General features: G+C 63.1%; 17 protein-coding genes. 11 read left to right on the forward strand and 6 right to left on the reverse strand.

Annotation, left to right across the window (positions count from 1 at the left end):
* Positions 1-616: 616 nt before the first annotated feature.
* Positions 617-1,198: a DUF2889 domain-containing protein gene (locus IPF36_RS24200; RefSeq protein WP_195430793.1), complete on the reverse strand. Its 582-nt coding sequence runs from the start codon at positions 1,196-1,198 to the stop codon at positions 617-619.
* 117 nt (positions 1,199-1,315) lie between these two features.
* On the reverse strand, positions 1,316-2,503 hold the full coding sequence (locus IPF36_RS24205; protein ID WP_195430797.1) for a CaiB/BaiF CoA-transferase family protein: 1,188 nt from the start codon (positions 2,501-2,503) through the stop codon (positions 1,316-1,318).
* A 1,061-nt stretch (positions 2,504-3,564) separates the two neighbouring features.
* Between IPF36_RS24205 and IPF36_RS24210 the strand changes: the two genes are divergently transcribed.
* From IPF36_RS24210 to IPF36_RS24250, 9 genes are read left to right on the forward strand one after another with little or no spacing between them, the layout of a single operon-like run.
* Positions 3,565-4,332, forward strand: a complete 768-nt coding sequence (locus IPF36_RS24210; protein WP_195430800.1) for an enoyl-CoA hydratase/isomerase family protein — start codon at positions 3,565-3,567, stop codon at positions 4,330-4,332.
* Positions 4,332-5,111, forward strand: a complete 780-nt coding sequence (locus tag IPF36_RS24215; protein WP_195430803.1) for an SDR family oxidoreductase — start codon at positions 4,332-4,334, stop codon at positions 5,109-5,111. Before IPF36_RS24210 ends, IPF36_RS24215 begins: the two co-directional genes overlap by 1 nt.
* Positions 5,112-5,143: 32 nt before the next feature.
* Positions 5,144-5,953, forward strand: coding sequence for an enoyl-CoA hydratase/isomerase family protein (locus IPF36_RS24220; protein WP_195430806.1), 810 nt, complete (start codon positions 5,144-5,146; stop codon positions 5,951-5,953).
* Positions 5,950-6,360, forward strand: a complete 411-nt coding sequence (locus tag IPF36_RS24225; RefSeq protein WP_195430809.1) for a Zn-ribbon domain-containing OB-fold protein — start codon at positions 5,950-5,952, stop codon at positions 6,358-6,360. The genes IPF36_RS24220 and IPF36_RS24225 overlap by 4 nt, the downstream gene beginning before the upstream one ends.
* Before the next feature lie 6 nt (positions 6,361-6,366).
* The gene (locus IPF36_RS24230; protein ID WP_195430828.1) at positions 6,367-7,509 is read left to right on the forward strand and encodes an acyl-CoA dehydrogenase family protein; all 1,143 of its coding nucleotides are present in this window, start codon (positions 6,367-6,369) and stop codon (positions 7,507-7,509) included.
* A complete protein-coding gene (locus tag IPF36_RS24235; protein ID WP_195430832.1) occupies positions 7,506-8,678 on the forward strand; it encodes a thiolase family protein in 1,173 nt (390 codons plus the stop codon). The genes IPF36_RS24230 and IPF36_RS24235 overlap by 4 nt, the downstream gene beginning before the upstream one ends.
* A 26-nt stretch (positions 8,679-8,704) precedes the next feature.
* Positions 8,705-9,181: a MaoC/PaaZ C-terminal domain-containing protein gene (locus IPF36_RS24240; RefSeq protein ID WP_195430835.1), complete on the forward strand. Its 477-nt coding sequence runs from the start codon at positions 8,705-8,707 to the stop codon at positions 9,179-9,181.
* Complete coding sequence (locus IPF36_RS24245; RefSeq protein ID WP_195430839.1) at positions 9,178-10,329, forward strand: acyl-CoA dehydrogenase family protein; 1,152 nt, start codon at positions 9,178-9,180, stop codon at positions 10,327-10,329. The genes IPF36_RS24240 and IPF36_RS24245 overlap by 4 nt, the downstream gene beginning before the upstream one ends.
* Positions 10,330-10,388: 59 nt before the next feature.
* Positions 10,389-11,363: a tripartite tricarboxylate transporter substrate binding protein gene (locus tag IPF36_RS24250; RefSeq protein WP_255519888.1), complete on the forward strand. Its 975-nt coding sequence runs from the start codon at positions 10,389-10,391 to the stop codon at positions 11,361-11,363.
* A gap of 186 nt (positions 11,364-11,549) precedes the next feature.
* Here the strand turns inward: IPF36_RS24250 and IPF36_RS24255 are convergent, their stop codons facing one another.
* Entirely contained in the window at positions 11,550-12,530 is a 981-nt protein-coding gene (locus IPF36_RS24255; protein ID WP_195430845.1) for a tripartite tricarboxylate transporter substrate binding protein, read from the reverse strand.
* Positions 12,531-13,095: 565 nt separating this feature from the next.
* On the opposite strand from IPF36_RS24255, the gene IPF36_RS24260 reads away from it, so the two are divergent.
* Positions 13,096-13,470, forward strand: coding sequence for a hypothetical protein (locus tag IPF36_RS24260; RefSeq protein WP_195430848.1), 375 nt, complete (start codon positions 13,096-13,098; stop codon positions 13,468-13,470).
* A gap of 230 nt (positions 13,471-13,700) precedes the next feature.
* The gene (locus IPF36_RS24265) at positions 13,701-14,903 is read left to right on the forward strand and encodes an ABC transporter substrate-binding protein (protein ID WP_368671189.1); all 1,203 of its coding nucleotides are present in this window, start codon (positions 13,701-13,703) and stop codon (positions 14,901-14,903) included.
* Positions 14,904-15,061: 158 nt separating this feature from the next.
* Here IPF36_RS24265 and IPF36_RS24270 read toward each other — a convergent pair whose 3' ends face one another.
* The 3 genes from IPF36_RS24270 to IPF36_RS24280 form a co-directional block, all read right to left on the reverse strand.
* The gene (locus IPF36_RS24270) at positions 15,062-16,594 is read right to left on the reverse strand and encodes a 3-hydroxyacyl-CoA dehydrogenase (RefSeq protein ID WP_195430851.1); all 1,533 of its coding nucleotides are present in this window, start codon (positions 16,592-16,594) and stop codon (positions 15,062-15,064) included.
* Between the two features lie 128 nt (positions 16,595-16,722).
* Positions 16,723-17,835, reverse strand: a complete 1,113-nt coding sequence (locus IPF36_RS24275) for a CaiB/BaiF CoA-transferase family protein (protein ID WP_195430854.1) — start codon at positions 17,833-17,835, stop codon at positions 16,723-16,725.
* The gene (locus IPF36_RS24280; protein ID WP_195430857.1) at positions 17,832-18,488 is read right to left on the reverse strand and encodes a 3-hydroxyacyl-CoA dehydrogenase family protein; all 657 of its coding nucleotides are present in this window, start codon (positions 18,486-18,488) and stop codon (positions 17,832-17,834) included. The genes IPF36_RS24275 and IPF36_RS24280 overlap by 4 nt, the downstream gene beginning before the upstream one ends.
* Position 18,489: the final 1 nt, after the last annotated feature.

Genomic DNA, 18,489 nt, shown 5'->3' on the forward strand with positions numbered 1-18,489 from the left:
CTTGTCCGCCAAAGGACATGGGCGGGATCGCGAGGTATCTGGAGGCCCAGGGACTCACGCTGTGAGTATGAGTTCCTCGATCGGCTCGAGTCGTTGCGCGAGGGGCAGATCGTGCTGGAAGACTTACGCGAATGAGGTCGGCGGTCGGCTAACTTGGCTGGATCGTCGCTTTGACCGGCAGATCGTCAATGATTGGTTGCGACAACTGCAAGCGTAGACTGGTCGCCGAAAGTGTTCACGGGAGGAGGGCGGCCATGTAGATCACTTGGTCAGGGGCCAGGATCGGCCAGCGACCGCCGTTGCGCTTCCGTCATCTCTGGCACCTCGTGGTTTGACCACAACGGGCCGGGTACACGTAAGGAGTTGGCGTTGCTGGGTGCGGCGAAAGGCACGATAACGTTGCGCTTATAGCATCGTCAGCGAAGCCGCGGTCTTTCGTTGAGCGATGATATCGCTCCATCGCCGGAGAAGAAGACCACCGCATTGTCGCCTAGTTAGCCCCGGTTTAACGCGGTCGGCGCCGCGCAATGTCCAGTCGCAGGCGGGCCCCCTGCTCGGGGAGCTTTTGGCGGATTCCGGCCCGCCTCCATGACGGCGTATCGGGTGCTTCGCCTGGTTATTTTCCAGATGCCACAGGCTGTCGGTACCACTGCGGATAATGCTTCAAGACCATCGGGCCATCCTCTCTCCACGCATGGCATCCGCCGATCTTCAGCGGGCGAGCGCTCGGCAGCGTATCGCCTTCGGCGACAATCTTACCCTGCAGCATCGACTGCACGGCAAGGGTAGGCAGTAACGAGGCCAGCTCCGACAGATGTGAGCAGCGGTCATGCGCGGGTATGCGCTTGGAGATTTCCTGGCGAAATCCCTTGAGCAGGTTTGCACCAACCAGTCGCTCGAGGCGTACCTGTGCCTCCGGGCAGATCGAAGGGAATGGCATCCGCTGCATGCTGCCTTCGGCCGCCAGGACATCCAGGGCATCATTGACCGTGACCCGCATGACCATCAGGTGAATGGGCACCCCGCACGCAAAATGCGTTGTCTGCGTCGTAAACTCTTCAGGCTTTACGTCCTCGATCAACGCCTCCAGATCCCACAGGCCATCCTGACGCTCGTAGGCCTGAAGTTGAATCGTGCGCGAGTGACTCGCCTTCCTGACGCAAGCAGGTCGAGAAAGAAAGTGTGAAGGCGCTACCATGTACAGTCTCCGGGAATCAACGGGTTGTTCTGGCCACGGCCCATCCGGTGCGCCGGTGATCATGGGCGTGCATGGCCGATGTATCGGTAGAGAAGGGCGAGGGCCTTCTCGCGGTGGTTAGCAGGTTGCACCGGCTGCCGCCAGTGCCGCGATTTCGCTATCCGACATGCCTGCCGCAGCAAGCACTTCGCGACTGTGCTCGCCCAGGCGGGGAGCAAGTCGGCGCACTTCGCTAGGCGTCTTAGCGAAGTTGACCGGAGGCCTGACTTGCGTTAGCACACCTTCGCTCGGATGGGTCTTCTGGAAAAACATGCCGACAGCTGCCAGATGCGGATCGCTGAACAAGTCCTCAAGACTGTTTACCGGCGCTACCGGAATGCTGAGCGGCCGCAACTGGCTAAGCCACTCTCCCGACGTACGCTCCGCCATGATGTCACCCAGCACCTTGTACAGGGTTTCATAGTTCCGGCTGCGGTTATTTGCCGTGGAGTAACGCGGATCGGCCGCGAGATCTGCGCGGTCGGCCAGCGTAAAGAAGTCTTGCCAGTTCTTGTCGGTGTAAGGCAGCACGCACAGATAGCCGTCCTTTGTACGGTGCGGCTTGCGGAGTTGACTGAGGACGCGCGGGTAGCCCACCGAACCATGCTCCGGGTCAAAGGCGCGCTCCCACAGGTGCTCGATCAGCATGAACGAGGCGAGAGACTCGAACATGGGAACTTCAATACTTTGCCCTTCGCCGCTGCGCACCTTGTGGAACAATGCACCCAGGATGCTATATGCAATAGTCAAGCCGGCCACCTTGTCGCCAATGATCGTTGGCGTGAAGCGTGGCTCGCCTGCCAGGTGCGCGTTCAGGGCGCACAGGCCGGACACGCCCTGGATCATGTCGTCGTAGGCGGGATCTTCGGCATACGGGCCACCCTTCCCAAAACCATAGGCGCCGCAGTAGACGATGCCAGGATTGACCTCCTTGATCTGCGGATAATCCAACCCAAGCCGTTCGATAGCCGCCGGCCGCATGGCGTGGACAAAGACATCGGCATCCGTAAGCACGCGCAGGAGCGCCTCCCGAGCTGCAGGCATTCGCAGGTCAAGCATTAGGCTTCTTTTGTTCCGGTTCACGGACAGGTGAATCGGCCCCATGGTCTCGCTGCGGCCTACGCCCATATGTCGCATGATGTCGCCTTCCGGACTTTCCACCTTGATGACATCCGCACCCATGTCTCCGAAGATCTGGGTGGCATATGGCCCCATCACCACCGATGTTAAGTCGACAATCTTGATTCCAGACAGCGGACCTGGCATGACATTCCTATAGGTTGCTTGATTCAGTTGATCATCCGGCACATGTGTGCGGCTATGGCGCTAGTACCTTTGCGACGCGCGGCAGGGCCATCTGTCGGCCCGCGCTGCAGAACTGAGCGAAGGTGTGGTCGCCAATAACCTCTTCAAAGCAGCTTCCATGCCATTTCAAGGCGGCTGCTCCTTCCTTGTATATGCGGTTGGCACAAACTGCCTTGTTAATGCCATAAGGCGGCGCACGACGTGGCGTCGGGGCCATGACGAAGTTTGGAGCGAAGCCCCCATCGGCCACGCTGTCGCCAGGGAATACACCGCTCGCAACCAACATGCTCTTGCGGAGAACATCCCACGGCGTTAGTCAGCGTTTCCAGCGCGCTTGGTCTCCATGCCACTCTGCCGCTGCGATGCTGCAGGAAGGCCGGCCAGGCAAGGCTGACTTTTCTCGTATGCACGATGACAAGCTGAACAGGAGCCAGCGTTGGGCATTGGCTCCAGCGGAACCGTTGTCCCACCGGCACCTGTCTGCGAAGCATTCGCACTCATAGCCCGGTCCGCGTGCCCCAGGGGCGGCCAACTATCAGTACGAGCTCGCGGTTCAGCGCACCGGCTTCTGTCATGCGGGGTTGCGAACTCGCTTGAGCCAACTTGCGCGCGTGCATCACTGCACGTCGGTCCCGCAATTGCGGGACCAGGAGGTCGCCTCGCGTGGCCTGATGGTCGATCCTCAGGCTCATCAAGGAAGCCGAGCAAGCGAACTTGGCACCGCGTCAGCTTCGTGGAGGGGGCTGGCGAAAGCTCGGCTCACGAAAGATCCGCTGGTTCATCAAGAGACCCTCCTCCGTCCAAGCACCGTTGACGCACAGTGTGGATGTGTCTTTCCCGGATGCGACGCTGTTTGTGACAAAGACAGACTTCAGCCCATTTCGCCTGAAAATCCGGCCTGAGGATGGTCTTTGCCTGATCTGGCGCACTGGCATCTCATTTGCTTTAGTGACCCGGCCTTTTCAATTTCTGAAGCAATCATCAAGGAGCCACACCATGTCAGCCAGCTACCAGGAGGACGCATGAGCAGCGAACCAACAGTCTTGCTCGAAAAGGAAAATGGCGTGGCGGTTCTGACGTTGAACCGTCCTGACAAGCTGAATGCCATGTCGGGGGCCATGCGCGCCGAGCTTGGCATCCATTTGCAGAGCATTGCCACTGACCCGGCTATCCGGATCGTGCTGCTCCAGGGGCTTGGCCGCTCCTTCTGCGGTGGCGCCGACACCGACGACTTTCCCGAAACGCCGCTGGCCTGGCGCGACCGCATCCTGACTGCGCAGCTTCATCACATTGCTCTTATCAAGATGAGCAAGATCGTGATCGCTTCGGTTCAGGGTGCCGCGGCGGGGGGTGGCGCGTCGCTGGCAATGGCGGCCGACATTCTCATCATGGCGGACGACGCGACGCTGCGCTTCCCGTTTGTCCGCCTTGGGTTGATCCCCGATGGCGGCTGCTCGTTCCTGCTGCAGTCCAAGCTCGGGGTCCCTGCCGCACTCGACCTGATGCTGACCGCCGGAACCATGGATGCCGAAGAGGCCCGCCGTCTTGGCCTGACGCGCCGTGTCGTGCCGCGCGCGTCCCTGGAGGAAGCGAGCCGCACATTGGTGGCGGAACTGCTGGCGCTGCCCCACGAGTCGCTGATGCTGACCAAATCGGTCAGCCGCCAGACCTGGACACAAACGATGGAAGCTGCGCTGGGTCACGAGGCCGACGCCTTCGCGCTGGCGACTGCCATGCCCGGGCATCAACGTGCGCTCGCGGCGCGACGCAAAGACAAGGGGGAAAACTGATGTATGCATTGAATACACTCGCCGGCCGCGTGGCGTTTATCACCGGCGGCGCGACTGGAATCGGGCTGGAGATCGCGACGCAGTACACCAGGCTCGGCGCCTCCGTCGTGCTGGCCAGCCGCAATCAGGAGAAGCTGGATGCTGCAGTGGAAATGTTGTCGAAAGCAGGTGGGAAAGCCGCGGCATACCGGATGGACGTGCGCGATCCGGATGAAGTGGCAGCCGCGATTGCATTCACCACTGAGCGGTTTGGCTCGCTGGACATCCTCGTCAACAACGCAGCCGGCAACTTCCCGTGCGCGACAGCCACGCTGTCTCCCAATGGCTGGCGTACGGTGATCGATATCGATCTGAACGGCACGTTCTATTGCTGCCGCGCTGCCTACGAGGCGCTCAAGGCCTCTAGGTTCGGTGGCTCCATCATCAGCATCATCACCATGAATGGCGTCACGGGTTGGCCGAATGCGGCCCATGCCGGGGCGGCAAAGGCGGGCATTCTCTCGCTGAGCCGCGCCCTCGCGGTGGAGTGGGGTGGAGATGGCATCCGCGTCAACACCATTTCGCCCGGTCCCATTGGCGATACCGAAGGCGTGCAGCGCATGTACCAGGACACAGGCAAGGCCGAGCTTGAACGCAAGCGCGTTGCCCTCGGCCGCTTCGGGCAGCGTGCCGACATTGCCAACGCCGCGATCTTCCTGGGTTCCGACCTCAGCAACTATGTCACCGGCGACAACCTCATCGTTGATGGGGGCCGCTGGCTTAAGTACGTTGCAGCCTGACCTGTTATCAACCTCATGCAACGAGGGAATACATGAAGCAAGTGATCGTAAAAACCGAACGCCTCGGCGCGGTTCTGAGCATACGGCTCGCGAATTCCGCGAGCCGAAATTCGCTGACTGATGACCTGCGCGACCAGCTCGGCGACGCTATTGCACAGGCATCGGCGGATCGCGGTGTGCGCGCGGTGCTGCTCAGCGCCGAAGGGCCGACCTTCTGCTCCGGTGGTGACCTGGGCATGCTCAAGGATGCCTGTGATCCCTGGCCCGTGCTGCGACGGTTCCGTCGACTGAACCAATGGCTGTTGCCCCTGCTTACGCTGGAAAAGCCGGTCGTGGTCGCCATCAACGGCGCCGCCGTTGGCGGCGGGATGGCGATTGCCCTGGCCGGCGATGTGGCCATTGCGGGAGAAAGCGCAAAGCTGATGGCGGGCTTTTTCCGGCTTGGTGTGGTGCCGGATCTGGGGATGATGCACTTGTTGCCGCGCCTGATCGGTATGGCGCAGGCCAAGAATTTTCTCTTCAGCGGCGGCACATATACCGCGCAACAGGCGCAGCAGCTTGGGCTGGTATCGCGAGTGGTACCGGATGACCGGATCTATGAGGAGGGGCTGGCAGAGGCGCAGCGGCTGGCAGCTGGCCCCGCCGAGGTGATGGGGCTGGCCAAGTCACTGATGGCGCGCACGTTCGAGACGAGCATGCACGATATGTTTGCCTTTGAAGGCTTCGGGCAGGCGCTGGCGATGTCCAACCCCGAATTCCGGGAGGGGCTGTCCGCAATGCTGGAGAAGCGTCCGGCGGACTTTGCGGGCGCGGCACTGCACGCACAGGAGGCGGGAAAATGAGTAAAGCTCCGCTTCCGGCCCCGATTGTCAACGCCGATTCCGCGCCGTACTGGAATGCGGCCAGGGAGGGCAAGCTTGTCCTCCCCCGCTGTCGCAACTGTGGTCACACCTTCTTCATGCCGCGTCATCAATGCCCGGCCTGCTGGTCCGATGATCTGGCCTGGGAGGAGGCAAGCGGGCGCGGCAAGGTGCACAGCTTCAGTATTGTGCGGCGCGCTTCCCTGGCAGCGTTCGCCGCGCGCACGCCCTATGTGTTGGCCCTGATCGACCTGGAAGAGGGGCCGCGCATGATGTCCAACATCTTGGGTGAGGACGCCTTGGAAACCCGCGTCGGTGACGCCGTCGAAGTCTGCTTCGAAGAATGCGAAGGCGGCGCCAAGCTCCCCCAGTTTCAACGCAAGGCCTGACACGACATGAACTTTGAGCCCACTACTGAACAGAAGATCCTGCGCGAGTCCGTTGCGCGCTTTGTCGCCAAGAATTGCCCGCTGAGCGACGTGCGGCGCTGGGATCGGGACGGCGAGTTGCCGGAATCCGTGCATCGGGCGATGGCCGAGGCTGGCTATCCCGCCATGATGGTCCCGGAAGCCTATGGCGGTCTGGGCAGCCCCATGTCGGACTGCGCCATCGTCTATGAAGAGCTGGCACGGCCGAGCGTCGATTTTGCGACGCGACTTGCATTGATCTCCTGGGGCAGCATGATCCTAGCGGATTTCGCCAGTGAAGAACTGAAGCAAGAGATCTTGCCGCGCGTGGTCTCTGGCGACGTGAAGTTGTCCTTCAGCCTGACCGAGCCCAGCTCGGGCTCGGACGCGGCTTCGCTGCAGACGCGCGCCAGGAAGGATGGCGATGACTGGGTGCTGACCGGTCAGAAACTGTTCTCCAGCGGTTCAGACGCGAAAGACAACATGATTATCGTCGCGACGCGCACGGATCCTTCCGCCCCCAAGCATCGGGGCATTTCACTGTTCCTCGTGCCGAACGATGCACCGAACCTCACGATCCGTCGTCTCGACACGGTGGGCCGGAAGATTGTCGGGTTGAACGAGATCTTCTTCGATGAAGTGCGCGTGCCGCAGCGCTATCTCATTGGCGAAGTCAACCAGGGATGGAAGTACGTCACGCGCCATCTGGAGCGGGAGCGGATCACCCTCGCCGCGAACTATCTGGGCAGCGCCACCAGCGCAGTGAACGACGCCGTGGCCTATGCGCGCGAACGAGAGCAGTTTGGGCAACCGATCGGCAGCTTCCAGTCGATCGCGCACATGCTGGCCGATATGGCGACCGAGCTGGAGGCCGCGCGGTGGATGACTGCCATGGCAGCCTGGCGCTATGACCAGAAACTGCCCTGTGCCAAGGAAGCCAGCATGGCCAAGCTGTTCGTTTCGGAGATGCTGGGACGTGTCACGACGATGGGCATGCAGATTCTTGGCGGCCATGCCTATACCACCGACCACGACATGCAGCGCCATTGGCGCGATGCGCGCAACGCGACCGTTGGCGGTGGCACGTCGCAGGTCCAGCGTTCACTGATTGCACGGGAGATCGGGCTATGACGGGAACCCTCCGCAACAAGGTTGCGATTGTCGGTGTGGGCGAGTCTGAGATCGGCAAGGTGCCGCACATGACCGGGCTCGGTCTCAATGCCCAGGCGGCACGGCGTGCGCTGGATGATGCCGGCCTGAGAGTCTCGGACATCGACGGCCTGCTGACCGCGTATTCCTTCACGGAGCCCTACTTCATGCTGGGCTCGGTGCTGACTGAGTATCTCGGCCTGAAGCCACGCTACTGCGCGTCGCTGATCACCGGTGGTGCTTCGCCTGCCGTGATGCTGAAGCACGCGGCCGAGGCAATTGCCGCGGGCCAGTGCAACACGGTGCTGGTCTGCGCGGGTGAGAACCGCGCCACAGGTCAGTCGCGGGATAGCGCGGTAGCCGCCCTGACGGCGGTCGGACATCCGTACTTTGAGGTTCCGTACGGCGCCTCCATCCCGGCCATGTACGCGATGATTGCGCGGCGCCATATGGCGGAGTACGGCACGACACGCGAGCAGATGGCAATGGTGCCCGTCACCAGCCGCAGGCATGCATTGCTGCATCCGAACGCGCATATGAAGGCGCCGCTCACGATGGCCGATGTGCTGGAGTCCAAGGCGATCGCGGATCCGCTCAACATGCTCGATTGCTGCCTGATCTCGGACGCCGGCGGCGCGTTCATTGTCACCTCGGCGGAGCATGCCAAGGACCTCAGGAGCAAGCCCGCATACCTTGCCGGGATCGGGGAATTCCATACGCATGAACACCTGATCTGCGCCGACAGCCTCACGGAATTCGGCGCAAAGCGCAGCGGTGAAACGGCCTATCAGATGGCCGGCATGACCCCGGCTGATATCGACGTGGCTGAGCTGTACGACTGCTTCTCGATTGTGCCGATCCTGGAACTCGAAGAACTCGGCTTCTGCGGGCGTGGCGAAGGTGGGGCGTTCTATGCCGATGGGCACGCGGCGCTCGGTGGCCGGCTGCCGGTGAACACCCACGGCGGAATGCTGTCGCACGCCCACGCCGGGGCCGCCGGCGGACTGTTCGGCATTGTTGAGGCCGTACGCCAGCTCCGCGGCGGGCTTGGTCCCAGGCAGGTGGAAGGCGCGGAAGTGGCGCTGGTCCACAGCGAGGGCGGGATCCTGTCTTCACATTGCACGGCAATCCTGACCAAAGACCTTACCTAACCCAAGAATCCGGGAGAGTGCTAGACATGCAAAACACTAACGAACAGCCCAGCGTACGGGGCCGCTATTTCGATGACTTCGAGGTCGGGCAGGAATTCCGTACCGGCGCCCGCACGGTCACCAGTACGGATATTGTCAACTTCGCTTGCCTGTCCGGCGATTTCAACGAAGTCCATACCAATTTCGAGTACTGCAAGACTACCCCTTTCGGAGAGCCGGTCGCGCACGGGCCCCTGATCTACTCGATCATGGGCGGGCTGCAGTACGCCAGCGGTATCAATGACGGCACCCTGCTTGCACTGCTGGAGATCAATGCCTGGAGGATGCTGGGTCCGGTCAAACATGGGGACACCATTCATATGGTATCCAAGGTGATCAAGAAGACGCCATCGAGCAAGGCAGACCGCGGGGTCATTTCCTTCGAGCGCCGTTGCGTGAAGCAGGATGGGACAGTCGTGCAGCAGATGGAGGCGACGTTGCTGTACCGGAGGCGCGCGGTATGAGCCTGCCGAACGACTATCAACTGACGGAAGCGCAGCGCCTCATACGCGACAGCGTCCTGGAGTTGCTGGCGAGCGTTCTGCCACGCGAGAAGATCCAGGCGCTCGACGAGGCCAGTGAGTTCCCGTTGGAGGCATATGAAGCGCTCGCACGCGCCGGCTGGATGGGGTTGCTTTACGATACCCGGTTTGGCGGCGCCGGAGGCTCCTTCAAGGACCTCGCGATCTTCGTGGAGGCCGTGGCTTACCACAATGCGCAGATGGCGTCTGCCTATCTCGCCACCGTGGTGTACGGCGGGATGCAGATCAGTCACGGCGCGTCGGATGCCGTCAAGGAGGAGATCCTTCCCGCGATCATCAGCGGCAAGACGCGCATGGCGCTATGCCTCACCGAGCCTGAAGCTGGATCGGATGTGAGTGCCATCCGGACCTCTGCCATTGCGGACGGCGATGACTACATCATCAACGGCCAGAAAGTCTTCATTACGTGCGCGCATGTTGCCCACCAGCTGGTGGTGGCAACCAAGACAGACCGGGATGCGGGTCGGCATGGCATCTCCCTGTTCGTCGTGGATGCACGCTCCGCCGGCTTGACGATTCGCCCGCTCAAGGCCTTGGGTCGCCGCATGATCCACACGAACGAAGTGTTCTTCGACAACGTCCGGGTGTCTGCATCGCGCATGCTGGGCGCCAGGAACGGTGGCTGGAACAGCCTGATGCGTGGGCTGAACCTGGAGCGACTTTGCCTGTCTGCGGCCGCCAGCGGGAATATCCAGAAGATCATCGACTACGCCAAGGACTACGCCAGCGAGCGTCGGCAGTTTGGCCGCCCGATTACCGATTACCAGGCCATCTCCCAGAAGTTTGCGGACCTGCAGATCATGGCGGAGACAACGCGAGTGCTGACGTATCGCGTTGCGGACATGCTTGATGCGGGATTGCAGCCGACTGCCGAGACCGCCATTGCCAAAGTGGTTGCCACGGAGAACAACTGCAAGTGCGCGGACATGGGCATCCAGATCATGGGCGGTGCCGGCTACATGATGGAACACGAGATGCAGATGTACTTCCGCGATGCCCGCGTCGGGCCGATCGGCGGCGGTACGAGCGAGATCATGCGCACCATCATCGCCAAGCAGATGGGTCTGTAGCCTGCAGGAGCAACATGCTGGAGTCAGCCAAAACATAGATGGGTGAGAGGAGCATTACAATGAAAAAAGATGTTTTTCATGCACTGGGCTTGATGGCTGGGGTGGTTGCGTGCACCGCCGGTGTGGCGCACGCCGAGACCTATCCGTCGAAGCCGATCCGCGTGATCGTGCCGTTTTCGGCGGGCGGGCCGACAGATGCCATGGCGCGCGATCTGGCCTTGCGCATGTCGAAGGTACTTGGCCAGCCTGTGGTGGTCGAGAACCGGGCCGGGGCGGGGGGTAATATTGGCGCGGAGATTGCTGCGAAATCGGCGCCGGATGGGTACACGCTGCTATTCGCGACGAACGGGCCGCTGGCGGGCAACTCGAGCTTGTACAAGAAGCTTGCGTATGACCCTGTAAAGAGCTTCGCGCCGATCACCAACTACGCAATCTTCGCGAATATCCTAGCCGTCAACCCGAACTTCCCGGCGCACAGCTTTCCGGAGTTGATGAAGCTGCTCAAGGCGAATCCCGGAAAGTACAGCTTTGCATCAGGCGGCAGCGGAACCACCCAGCACCTGTCGGGGGAGCTTCTCAAGGTGATGGCTGGCATTCAGATGACGCACGTTCCCTATAAGGGAGAGGGTCCTGCCGTGCTCGACACAATCGGCAACCAGGTGCCCATTGTGTTCTGCAATCCTTTGTCATGCCTGTCGCAGGTTCAGTCAGGCAAGCTGGTTGCGCTGGCGGTTACGTCGCCGAAGCGAAATCCGGCGTTGCCGAATGCTCCCGCCATTGCCGAGACGCTACCCGGCTTCGACCTGCGGGCGTGGTCCGGGCTGGTTGCACCGGCGAACACACCTGCCCCCATCATCCATCGCCTGAATGAGGTCGTGGTCAAGATCATCAATTCGCCGGAGACAATGGCGAAGATTCGCGACTATGGCGGCGAGCCGCGCCCGAGTTCTCCGGAGGAATATGGCCAGTTTATCCGCTCGGAAGTGCAGAAGTGGGAGGATCTGGTCAAGGCGAGCGGCGCAACCGTCGATTGATGTCCGGTCGGCCAGGTCACTGGCCGTTCAGGTCATCGGACGCCCCCCTGTGGGGGCGAAGGCAGCAGGCTCCAGATGAGTCGTTGATGCATGTCTTGCGCAGGTCGGGCAGAAAACCACCTTGTCCGCCTGCGTTGTCCCCGCCCGGGGGCGCCCAGGCGGGCATCCCCGGCGAATCCCGACGGGTCAGTCGAGACGAATGTTCGCGGTCTTGATGACCTTATCCCACTTTTCGTACTGATTGCGGATGTAGTCGCCGAACTGGGCCGGAGTCGAAGGGAAGGCGACTGCCCCCTGTTTGCTAAGTCTCTCGCGGAAGGCAGGATCCTTCAGGGCTGCGGCGAGTTCCGTGTTCAGGCGGTCGATCACGTGCTTCGGCGTGGCGGCCGGCGCGGCAATGCCGAACCAGGCGGTCAACTCATAGCCACGAATGGTTGTCGCAACCGTCGGCACATTGGGAAGCTGGTCGGAGCGGAACTCGGTCGTGACAGCGAGCGCACGAGCGCGGCCATCGCGCACCATAGGCAGCGCGGTGGGGATGCTGTCAAATATCATGGTCAGGCGCCCGCCAAGCAGGTCGGTCATTGCGGGGGCGCTTCCCTTGTAGGGCACATGCGTGATTTCGATGCCGGCCATATGCGCCAGCAGTTCGCCGGCGAGGTGGGCCGACGAGCCATTGCCGAACGACCCGTAGGTGAGACGCGCGGGCGATTTTTTGGCCAGCGCAACCAGTTCCGCGACGTTGTTGGCCGGCACCCCGGGGTGTACCAGCAGCACGTTGGGCAGATAGGCTACGCCGCCCACCGGAGTCAGATCTTTCAGCGGGTCGTAGCCAGGCTTGTCATAGAGGCTCTTATTCACGGCCAGTGTACCGAAGGTGCCGAACAACAGGGTGTAGCCATCTGCCGGCGCGCGTGCCACTGCGGCCGCGCCAATATTGCCGCCCGCCCCGGGCCGGTTATCCACTACCACTGTCTGGCGAAGCCGGGTCCCCAGCGCGTTGCCGATATCGCGCGCCAGTTGGTCGGTAATGCCACCAGGTGTAAACGGCACCACCAGGCGAATGGGCTTGTCCGGATAGTCCGATCCTGCAGCGGCTTTGCCAGCGGCACTCATGCCAAGCACAAGCATTGCAGCCCATGCCATTCCCCGAAGTCGGTGTTTCATTTGCCATCTCCTGTTAGGTCATACGGTGCCCCTGATATGCAATCGCTATGCCATGCCGGCATGCGGTCCTCATGGTGCGCGACAGAGCGCTGCGATCCGGCGACTATGCGGGGCTCTCCCGCCTGGTGTCCCCATGTCGGCGCCGCCACCGGCCGGCAGCGTGCCACCTGATGGGCACGGGCAGTGGCGTTGCTGCGCACACAGCCGTGTCATCGCGACAGACAATCCGTGCCCCTGCGGCAGTCGTGGGTTCCTGGTCCAGAGCAACGGAATCCCAGGGAGGCAGAGCTTCCTCGACGTGATGGATTACCAAATGGGCAGGCGCGTTCCCGATTACGCACCTGCCTCCGGCGGCCGGCATTGGGGCCGTGTTGAATGGCATGCAGGTTGCTTGTTGCAGAGGGAGCGCGTGCGCGTGTGCCGCGCCTATGGCACTGCGCCACGGCCCGGTCCCGAAGTGCGCGGCTCACTGCACGATGGCCCTGTTCAGGAATAAAAGGAGTGGAAGGTGGCAGCCGTAAGACAATCCGTACGGTCGATGCGGTCCGAGATGGGGGTTGCAGAGATGCTCCATTACATCCGGGCTGCAGGACGCGGTCTTCGGTCGCAAGCCAGGCGGCACAGTCCGGGCGATCCCAATGCGGTGATACGGCGCCTTAGCCGTCTGCTGGCACTGGCTATCCAGCAGGAGTCGCCCCTCGATATCGCCGTGATCCTCGGTAGCGCGGCAGAACTCCTCTACTTCCCCGACGACGTGGCTTTCGAGCGCTGTACGCGGACGGTCCAGCGGCACGGTGACAAGGCAATGCGTGCCGTGGTCTGGGCCGTGCGGCATCGCTGCGCCCGTGCTGGCGCCGGGACCCAGCGCTTCGTCGTCAAGGGCTTCGGAGGCGCAGCACAACTTCTTCCAGACCCGAAGGACAGCAAGTCGCCCGCATGATCTCTGCGCCGCCGCAGGGCGTATGAACCCGGGCGTTTCACAGCATGTTGAACTGACGTTGCCGGGGCACCGATGGCTGCATCGAGCCCTGGCATGTACAGGCGTCTGGCGTCTTGTGCCGCGATTCCGGGGCGCTCATGGGCTGGCACCCTTCTTGCGGATTGCAAGGGCGACGCCGGGCGCGATCAGCCAGGCAGTCGGCGACGACAAGCCATGAACGGAGACATTCAATGAACACTATGTTGCGGCGCGCGTGCGCGCTTGCTTGCCTGGCCACGCTCTCCCAACCCGCCCCCGCGGCTGAGGAGCCCTTCCGTATTGGCACGCTGGTAGACATGACCGGCGTGTACTCTGGCGTCGGCGGGCCCGGCGGAGTCGCGGCAGTCAGGATGGCGGTACAGGACTTCGGCGGGAAGCTTCTGGGCAGGCCCATCGAGGTGCTTGCCGCCGACTACCAGAACAAGGTAGATGTAGCCGCGACGCGGGCGCGTGAGTGGTATGACCGCAGCAATGTAGAGATGATCATCGAGTCTACTGACTCGGCGTCCGCGCTGGCACTGCAGAAACTCGGGGCCAGCAAGAAGAAGATCACCATCTTCGCGGGCTCCGCCACGACTGAGCTCACTGGAAAGCAGTGCTCTCCCTACGGTGTTCATTACGTCTACAACACGTATGCGCTGGCAAACGGTACGGCTCGCGCCATCGTCGAGGAAGGCAAGAAGGACTGGTTCTTCATCACGGCTGACTATGCCTTTGGCCACTCACTGGAAGCGAACGCGGCCACCGTTGTCGAGCAAGGGGGCGGAAAGGTGAGCGGGAAAGTCCGGCACCCGCTGTCCGCAGCGGATTTCGCTTCATTCCTGCTGCAGGCCCAGGCGTCGAAGGCTCAGGTCATTGCGCTTGCCAATGCCGGCCGGGATACCCAGAACGCAGTGCGCCAGGCCTCGGAGTTCGGTCTCGGGTCCGAGAAGCAGGTCGTTGCCCCCCTGCTGATTTTCGATAGCGACCTGAAAGGGATGGGCCTGAAGGCCGCCCAAGGCCTGCAGTTCACCACGGCCTTCTACTGGGATTACAACAACGAGACGCGGGCATTCGGCCGGAAGTACTTTGCCCAGACCAAGTCGATGCCGACCATGGTACAGGCTGGCATGTACTCCGCTGTCATGCATTACCTGAAGGCTGTACAGGCCGTCGGCAGCGCGGATCCAGACAAGGTCATGGCGCAGATGCGCGAGACACCGGTCAATGACTTCTTTGCGAAGGGCGGCCGAATCCTGACCAATGGGCAGATGGTGCACGACATGTATCTCGCGGAGGCAAAAGGGCCCGCGGAGTCGAAAGGCGAATGGGACTTGATGAAAATCCGGAAGGTGATCCCGAAGAACAAGGCCTTCGAGCCCTTGGCGCAAAGCGCCTGCCCGCTGAAGGACTGAGGCGCCCGTATGCCCCGGCGCCCGATGGCGGGCGCCAGTGGCTGGCGCCACCGCATGACCGGGATATCGCCGCCGGGCGCGGCGTTGCGATGCCGCCCAACCGCGCGTACCCCGCTTCGCCGCGCCCGGCAGACTGCTCAGCCTGGCCAGGGCAGGCGTCACGCGCCGTCGGACAGCAGCGACAGGCCCAGGCCGGCACGGCGCCACAGCCACGGGCTCGGGCGGTAGCGCATGTCGCCGGTCAGGGCTTCCATGTTGCGCAGCGTCTCCAGCACCAGCTGCGGGCCGACCGCGTCGCCCAGCGCCAGCGGGCCCTTCGGGTAGCCGAGGCCGAGGTTCACGGCGAGGTCGATGTCTGCCGGCGAGGCGATGCGCTGCTGCGCGATATCGCTGGCGATGTTGATGATGCAGCAAAGGATGCGCTGGGCGACGAAGCCGGCCGAGTCGCGGATCACCGTGACCGGCACGCCGTCGCTGGCAAAGAGGCCATGCGCGGCATCACGCGCGGCGGCAGTGGTGGCCGGCGTGGTCATCAGCGTGCGGCGCTTGGTGGCCTCGAACGGCAGCAGCGTGTCGATGGCGACGGTGCGGGCCGGGTCCAGGCCCTGTTGCAGCGCGCTGGTGGTGGCGTCCAGGCCCAGCGGCGTGACGATGATCAGCGCATCGGCCGAGGGCTTGTTGCCGCCTTCCGGGGTCACGCCCAGTGCGCCCAGCAGCCTGGTCACCATGGCGTGGCCGCGCTCGCTGTCATGGCTGACCCACACGCTCGACGGGCGTGCGTCCGGCACCGCGGCGGCGGCCGGCACCTGCTTCTGGCCATCGGCGTAGCGGTAGAAACCGGCGCCGGCCTTGCGGCCGATCAGCCCGCCGACCGCGCGGATCGCCGTGATCGGCGACGGACGGTAGCGCGGCTCCTGGTAGAACTGGTTGTAGATCGACTCCATCACCGGGTGCGACACATCCAGCCCGGTCAGGTCCATCAGCTCGAACGGGCCCATGCGGAAACCGGCCTGCTCGCGCATGATGTTGTCGATGTCGGCGAACTCGGCCACGCCTTCCTGCACGGCCTTCAGGCCTTCGATGTTCATGCCGCGGCCGGCATGGTTGACGATAAAGCCCGGCATGTCCTTGCAGCGCACCGGGGTATGGCCCATGCGGCGCGACAGCGCCATGAGCGCGTCGCCCACCGCGGGGTTGCCCGACAGGCCGTCGATGACCTCGACCACCTTCATCAGCGGCACCGGGTTGAAGAAGTGGTAGCCGGCGATGCGGCCCGGGTGCTTGGCCCCGACGGCGATCGCGGTGATCGACAGCGAGGAAGTGTTCGAGGCGATGATAGCGTCCTTGCGCAGGATCGCTTCCAGTTTTGCGACCAGGTCGCGCTTGACTTCCAGCTTCTCGACGATGGCTTCAACAACCATGTCGCTGTTGGCCAGGTCCTCCAGCGCAGCGCACGGCTTGACGCGGGCCAGCGTGGCTTCGGCGTCGGCGGCGCTGATCTTGCCCTTGTCGGCGAGCTTGGCCAGCGTGTCTTGCAGGTACTGGCGGGCGGCGGCCACAGCTTGCGGGTTGGCGTCGTACAGGTTGACGGTCAGGCCAGCCTGGGCGGCAATCTGCGCGATGCCGCGACCCATGGCGCCGGTGCCGACGATGCCGACGATGCCGACGATGCCGAGATTATCTTGTGCCATGTCTGGAATGGAGGTGGAGTTCACGGGGTAGGCTTGCTTCAGGTAAGTTGGGGCCTTGCCGGGTTCATTCCCGCGGCAAGGCGTGCAGGCGGGTTGGCGACAACGATGGCTTTCACTTCCGGCCCGTCCTATGGCCTGAGCAGGGCGCGGTCAGCGCCGAGGGCGGGCGAAGCGAGTTCCTGGCTGGTGCTGCGGAACACCGGGGCGATGGGAACTGGTAGTGCCGGCATGGTCGTGCCGGCTGCAGTGCGGACCGTTCTGTCAAACAGATGCCGTGCCGCAAAGTGCGGATCGGCGGCAGCGTCTTCCAGGCTGACGACGCGGCTGGTGCATACGTCGTGACCGGCGAAGCGGTCCATCCAGTAGTCAGCCGTGTGCATTGCCACGGCGGTGGCCACTGCTGCGGTCGCGTCAGCCGGCGAGAGCCGGGCGAGTGCCGCAGCGTCCAGTCCGATCAGCGTCGTAAAGTTGGCCCAGAACTTGTCTTCGATCGGTGCGGCGGCGAGGAAAGCACCGTCTGCGGTCCGGTAGACCTGATATCGGGGCGAACCCCCGGTCACCAGGTCTGAGGCCGGGCGGGGCCACTGGCCCCGGGAGCCGGCGCCGAGCCCCCAGTACTGGAAGGCAAACAGGTTGTCGGCCATGGCGATGTCGAGATGGACGCCGGTGCCGCTCTGCTCGCGCTGCCGCAGGGCCAACAGGATATTGATCATGGCCGGATACGCGCCGCCGGCAATATCCGCAATCAGCGCCGGCGGGAGGCCGGGCTTGCCGTCAGTGCCGGCGGTCAGCGCTAGCATGCCGGCAGCGGCTACATAGTTCAGGTCATGCGCGGCCTGATTCGCCTTCGGGCCATGTTGGCCAAAGCCCGTGATCGAGCAATACACCAGGCGCGGATTGATCTTGGCAACATTGGCATAGCCAAGCCCCAGTCGGTCCATCACGCCCGGCCGGAATTGCTCGAGCAGGACGTCGGCCTCCTCGATCAGCGGCACAAGGCTGTCGATCGCGGCCGGCGATTTCAGGTCGATGGCGACAGATTTCTTGCCGCGATTGAGCAGCACAAAGTTGGTACTGTCCACATCGGCCCTAGGCTCGTAGGACCGCATCTCGTCGCCGTGGCTGGGCCGCTCGAACTTGACGACATCGGCCCCCGCCTCGGCCAGCAACAGGGAGCACAATGGCCCGGGCAGCAGGGTGCTGAAATCCAGCACCTTCACCCCAGTCAGCGGTTGTGTCATGATATTTCCTGCCAACTGCGCTCGGCGGCTACGAGGGCCCGGCGTGCTGGGGCATAGGGCTCCTGGCCCAGCGCCTCGTAAAGTGCTTGCGTGACGGCGTAGTGCTTTGCCAGACCGGTGCGTTCCAGCAGCGAGATCGGGCCTTCCGGATAACCGAGGCCCAGGCACAGGGTCTTGTCCAGGTCCGCGGCGCTGGCGAGCTTCTCGTCCAGACGTCGTAGTGCCGCATTGAAGTAAGGGCGGATCAGCCGGTCGACGATGCGTCCCGGAAAATCGTTGCAGACTGCCACCACCAGGCCACTGGCCTGGAATGCCGCCTTGGCAGCCTCAATGGCAGCTGGGTCCGTTGCCGGTTGCCGCACCAGTTCGACCAGCGGGCTGGGGTCGGCATCGCCCAGGCGGAAGCGGGCAAAGCCTACGACATTCGAACCTTCCAGGCCGCGGCTCTCGCCGGTATGGACGCCCAGGCACTCCGTATCGAGCTCAATGGCCACGAAGGCCCGGGCCTCGTGGCCATTGCCCCTGGCGAAGGCTGCGTCGGCCTGGGCGCCGAGGTAGACCAGGCCCGCGCCGTCCGCGGTGGCTTGCTCCAGGAACGGGTGCGGGGCAGGGAAGGAGCGGCTCTCGCCGGCACGTACGATCTCGTATTGCATA

Origin of the sequence: Cupriavidus sp. IK-TO18, from assembly GCF_015549295.1 — a bacterium.
In the GTDB taxonomy this organism is placed as follows: Bacteria; Pseudomonadota; Gammaproteobacteria; order Burkholderiales; family Burkholderiaceae; genus Cupriavidus; species Cupriavidus oxalaticus_A.

Coding starts and splice junctions, on each gene's coding strand:
- IPF36_RS24240 (WP_195430835.1), top strand. CDS start 8,705: ATGCAAAACACTAACGAACAGCCCAGCGTACGGGGCCGCTATTTCGAT.
- IPF36_RS24225 (WP_195430809.1), top strand. CDS start 5,950: ATGAGTAAAGCTCCGCTTCCGGCCCCGATTGTCAACGCCGATTCCGCG.
- IPF36_RS24220 (WP_195430806.1), top strand. CDS start 5,144: ATGAAGCAAGTGATCGTAAAAACCGAACGCCTCGGCGCGGTTCTGAGC.
- IPF36_RS24280 (WP_195430857.1), bottom strand. CDS start 18,488: ATGCAATACGAGATCGTACGTGCCGGCGAGAGCCGCTCCTTCCCTGCC.
- IPF36_RS24230 (WP_195430828.1), top strand. CDS start 6,367: ATGAACTTTGAGCCCACTACTGAACAGAAGATCCTGCGCGAGTCCGTT.
- IPF36_RS24255 (WP_195430845.1), bottom strand. CDS start 12,530: ATGAAACACCGACTTCGGGGAATGGCATGGGCTGCAATGCTTGTGCTT.
- IPF36_RS24205 (WP_195430797.1), bottom strand. CDS start 2,503: ATGCCAGGTCCGCTGTCTGGAATCAAGATTGTCGACTTAACATCGGTG.
- IPF36_RS24210 (WP_195430800.1), top strand. CDS start 3,565: ATGAGCAGCGAACCAACAGTCTTGCTCGAAAAGGAAAATGGCGTGGCG.
- IPF36_RS24250 (WP_255519888.1), top strand. CDS start 10,389: ATGAAAAAAGATGTTTTTCATGCACTGGGCTTGATGGCTGGGGTGGTT.
- IPF36_RS24245 (WP_195430839.1), top strand. CDS start 9,178: ATGAGCCTGCCGAACGACTATCAACTGACGGAAGCGCAGCGCCTCATA.
- IPF36_RS24200 (WP_195430793.1), bottom strand. CDS start 1,198: ATGGTAGCGCCTTCACACTTTCTTTCTCGACCTGCTTGCGTCAGGAAG.
- IPF36_RS24270 (WP_195430851.1), bottom strand. CDS start 16,594: ATGGCACAAGATAATCTCGGCATCGTCGGCATCGTCGGCATCGTCGGC.
- IPF36_RS24260 (WP_195430848.1), top strand. CDS start 13,096: ATGCTCCATTACATCCGGGCTGCAGGACGCGGTCTTCGGTCGCAAGCC.
- IPF36_RS24275 (WP_195430854.1), bottom strand. CDS start 17,835: ATGACACAACCGCTGACTGGGGTGAAGGTGCTGGATTTCAGCACCCTG.
- IPF36_RS24215 (WP_195430803.1), top strand. CDS start 4,332: ATGTATGCATTGAATACACTCGCCGGCCGCGTGGCGTTTATCACCGGC.
- IPF36_RS24265 (WP_368671189.1), top strand. CDS start 13,701: ATGAACACTATGTTGCGGCGCGCGTGCGCGCTTGCTTGCCTGGCCACG.
- IPF36_RS24235 (WP_195430832.1), top strand. CDS start 7,506: ATGACGGGAACCCTCCGCAACAAGGTTGCGATTGTCGGTGTGGGCGAG.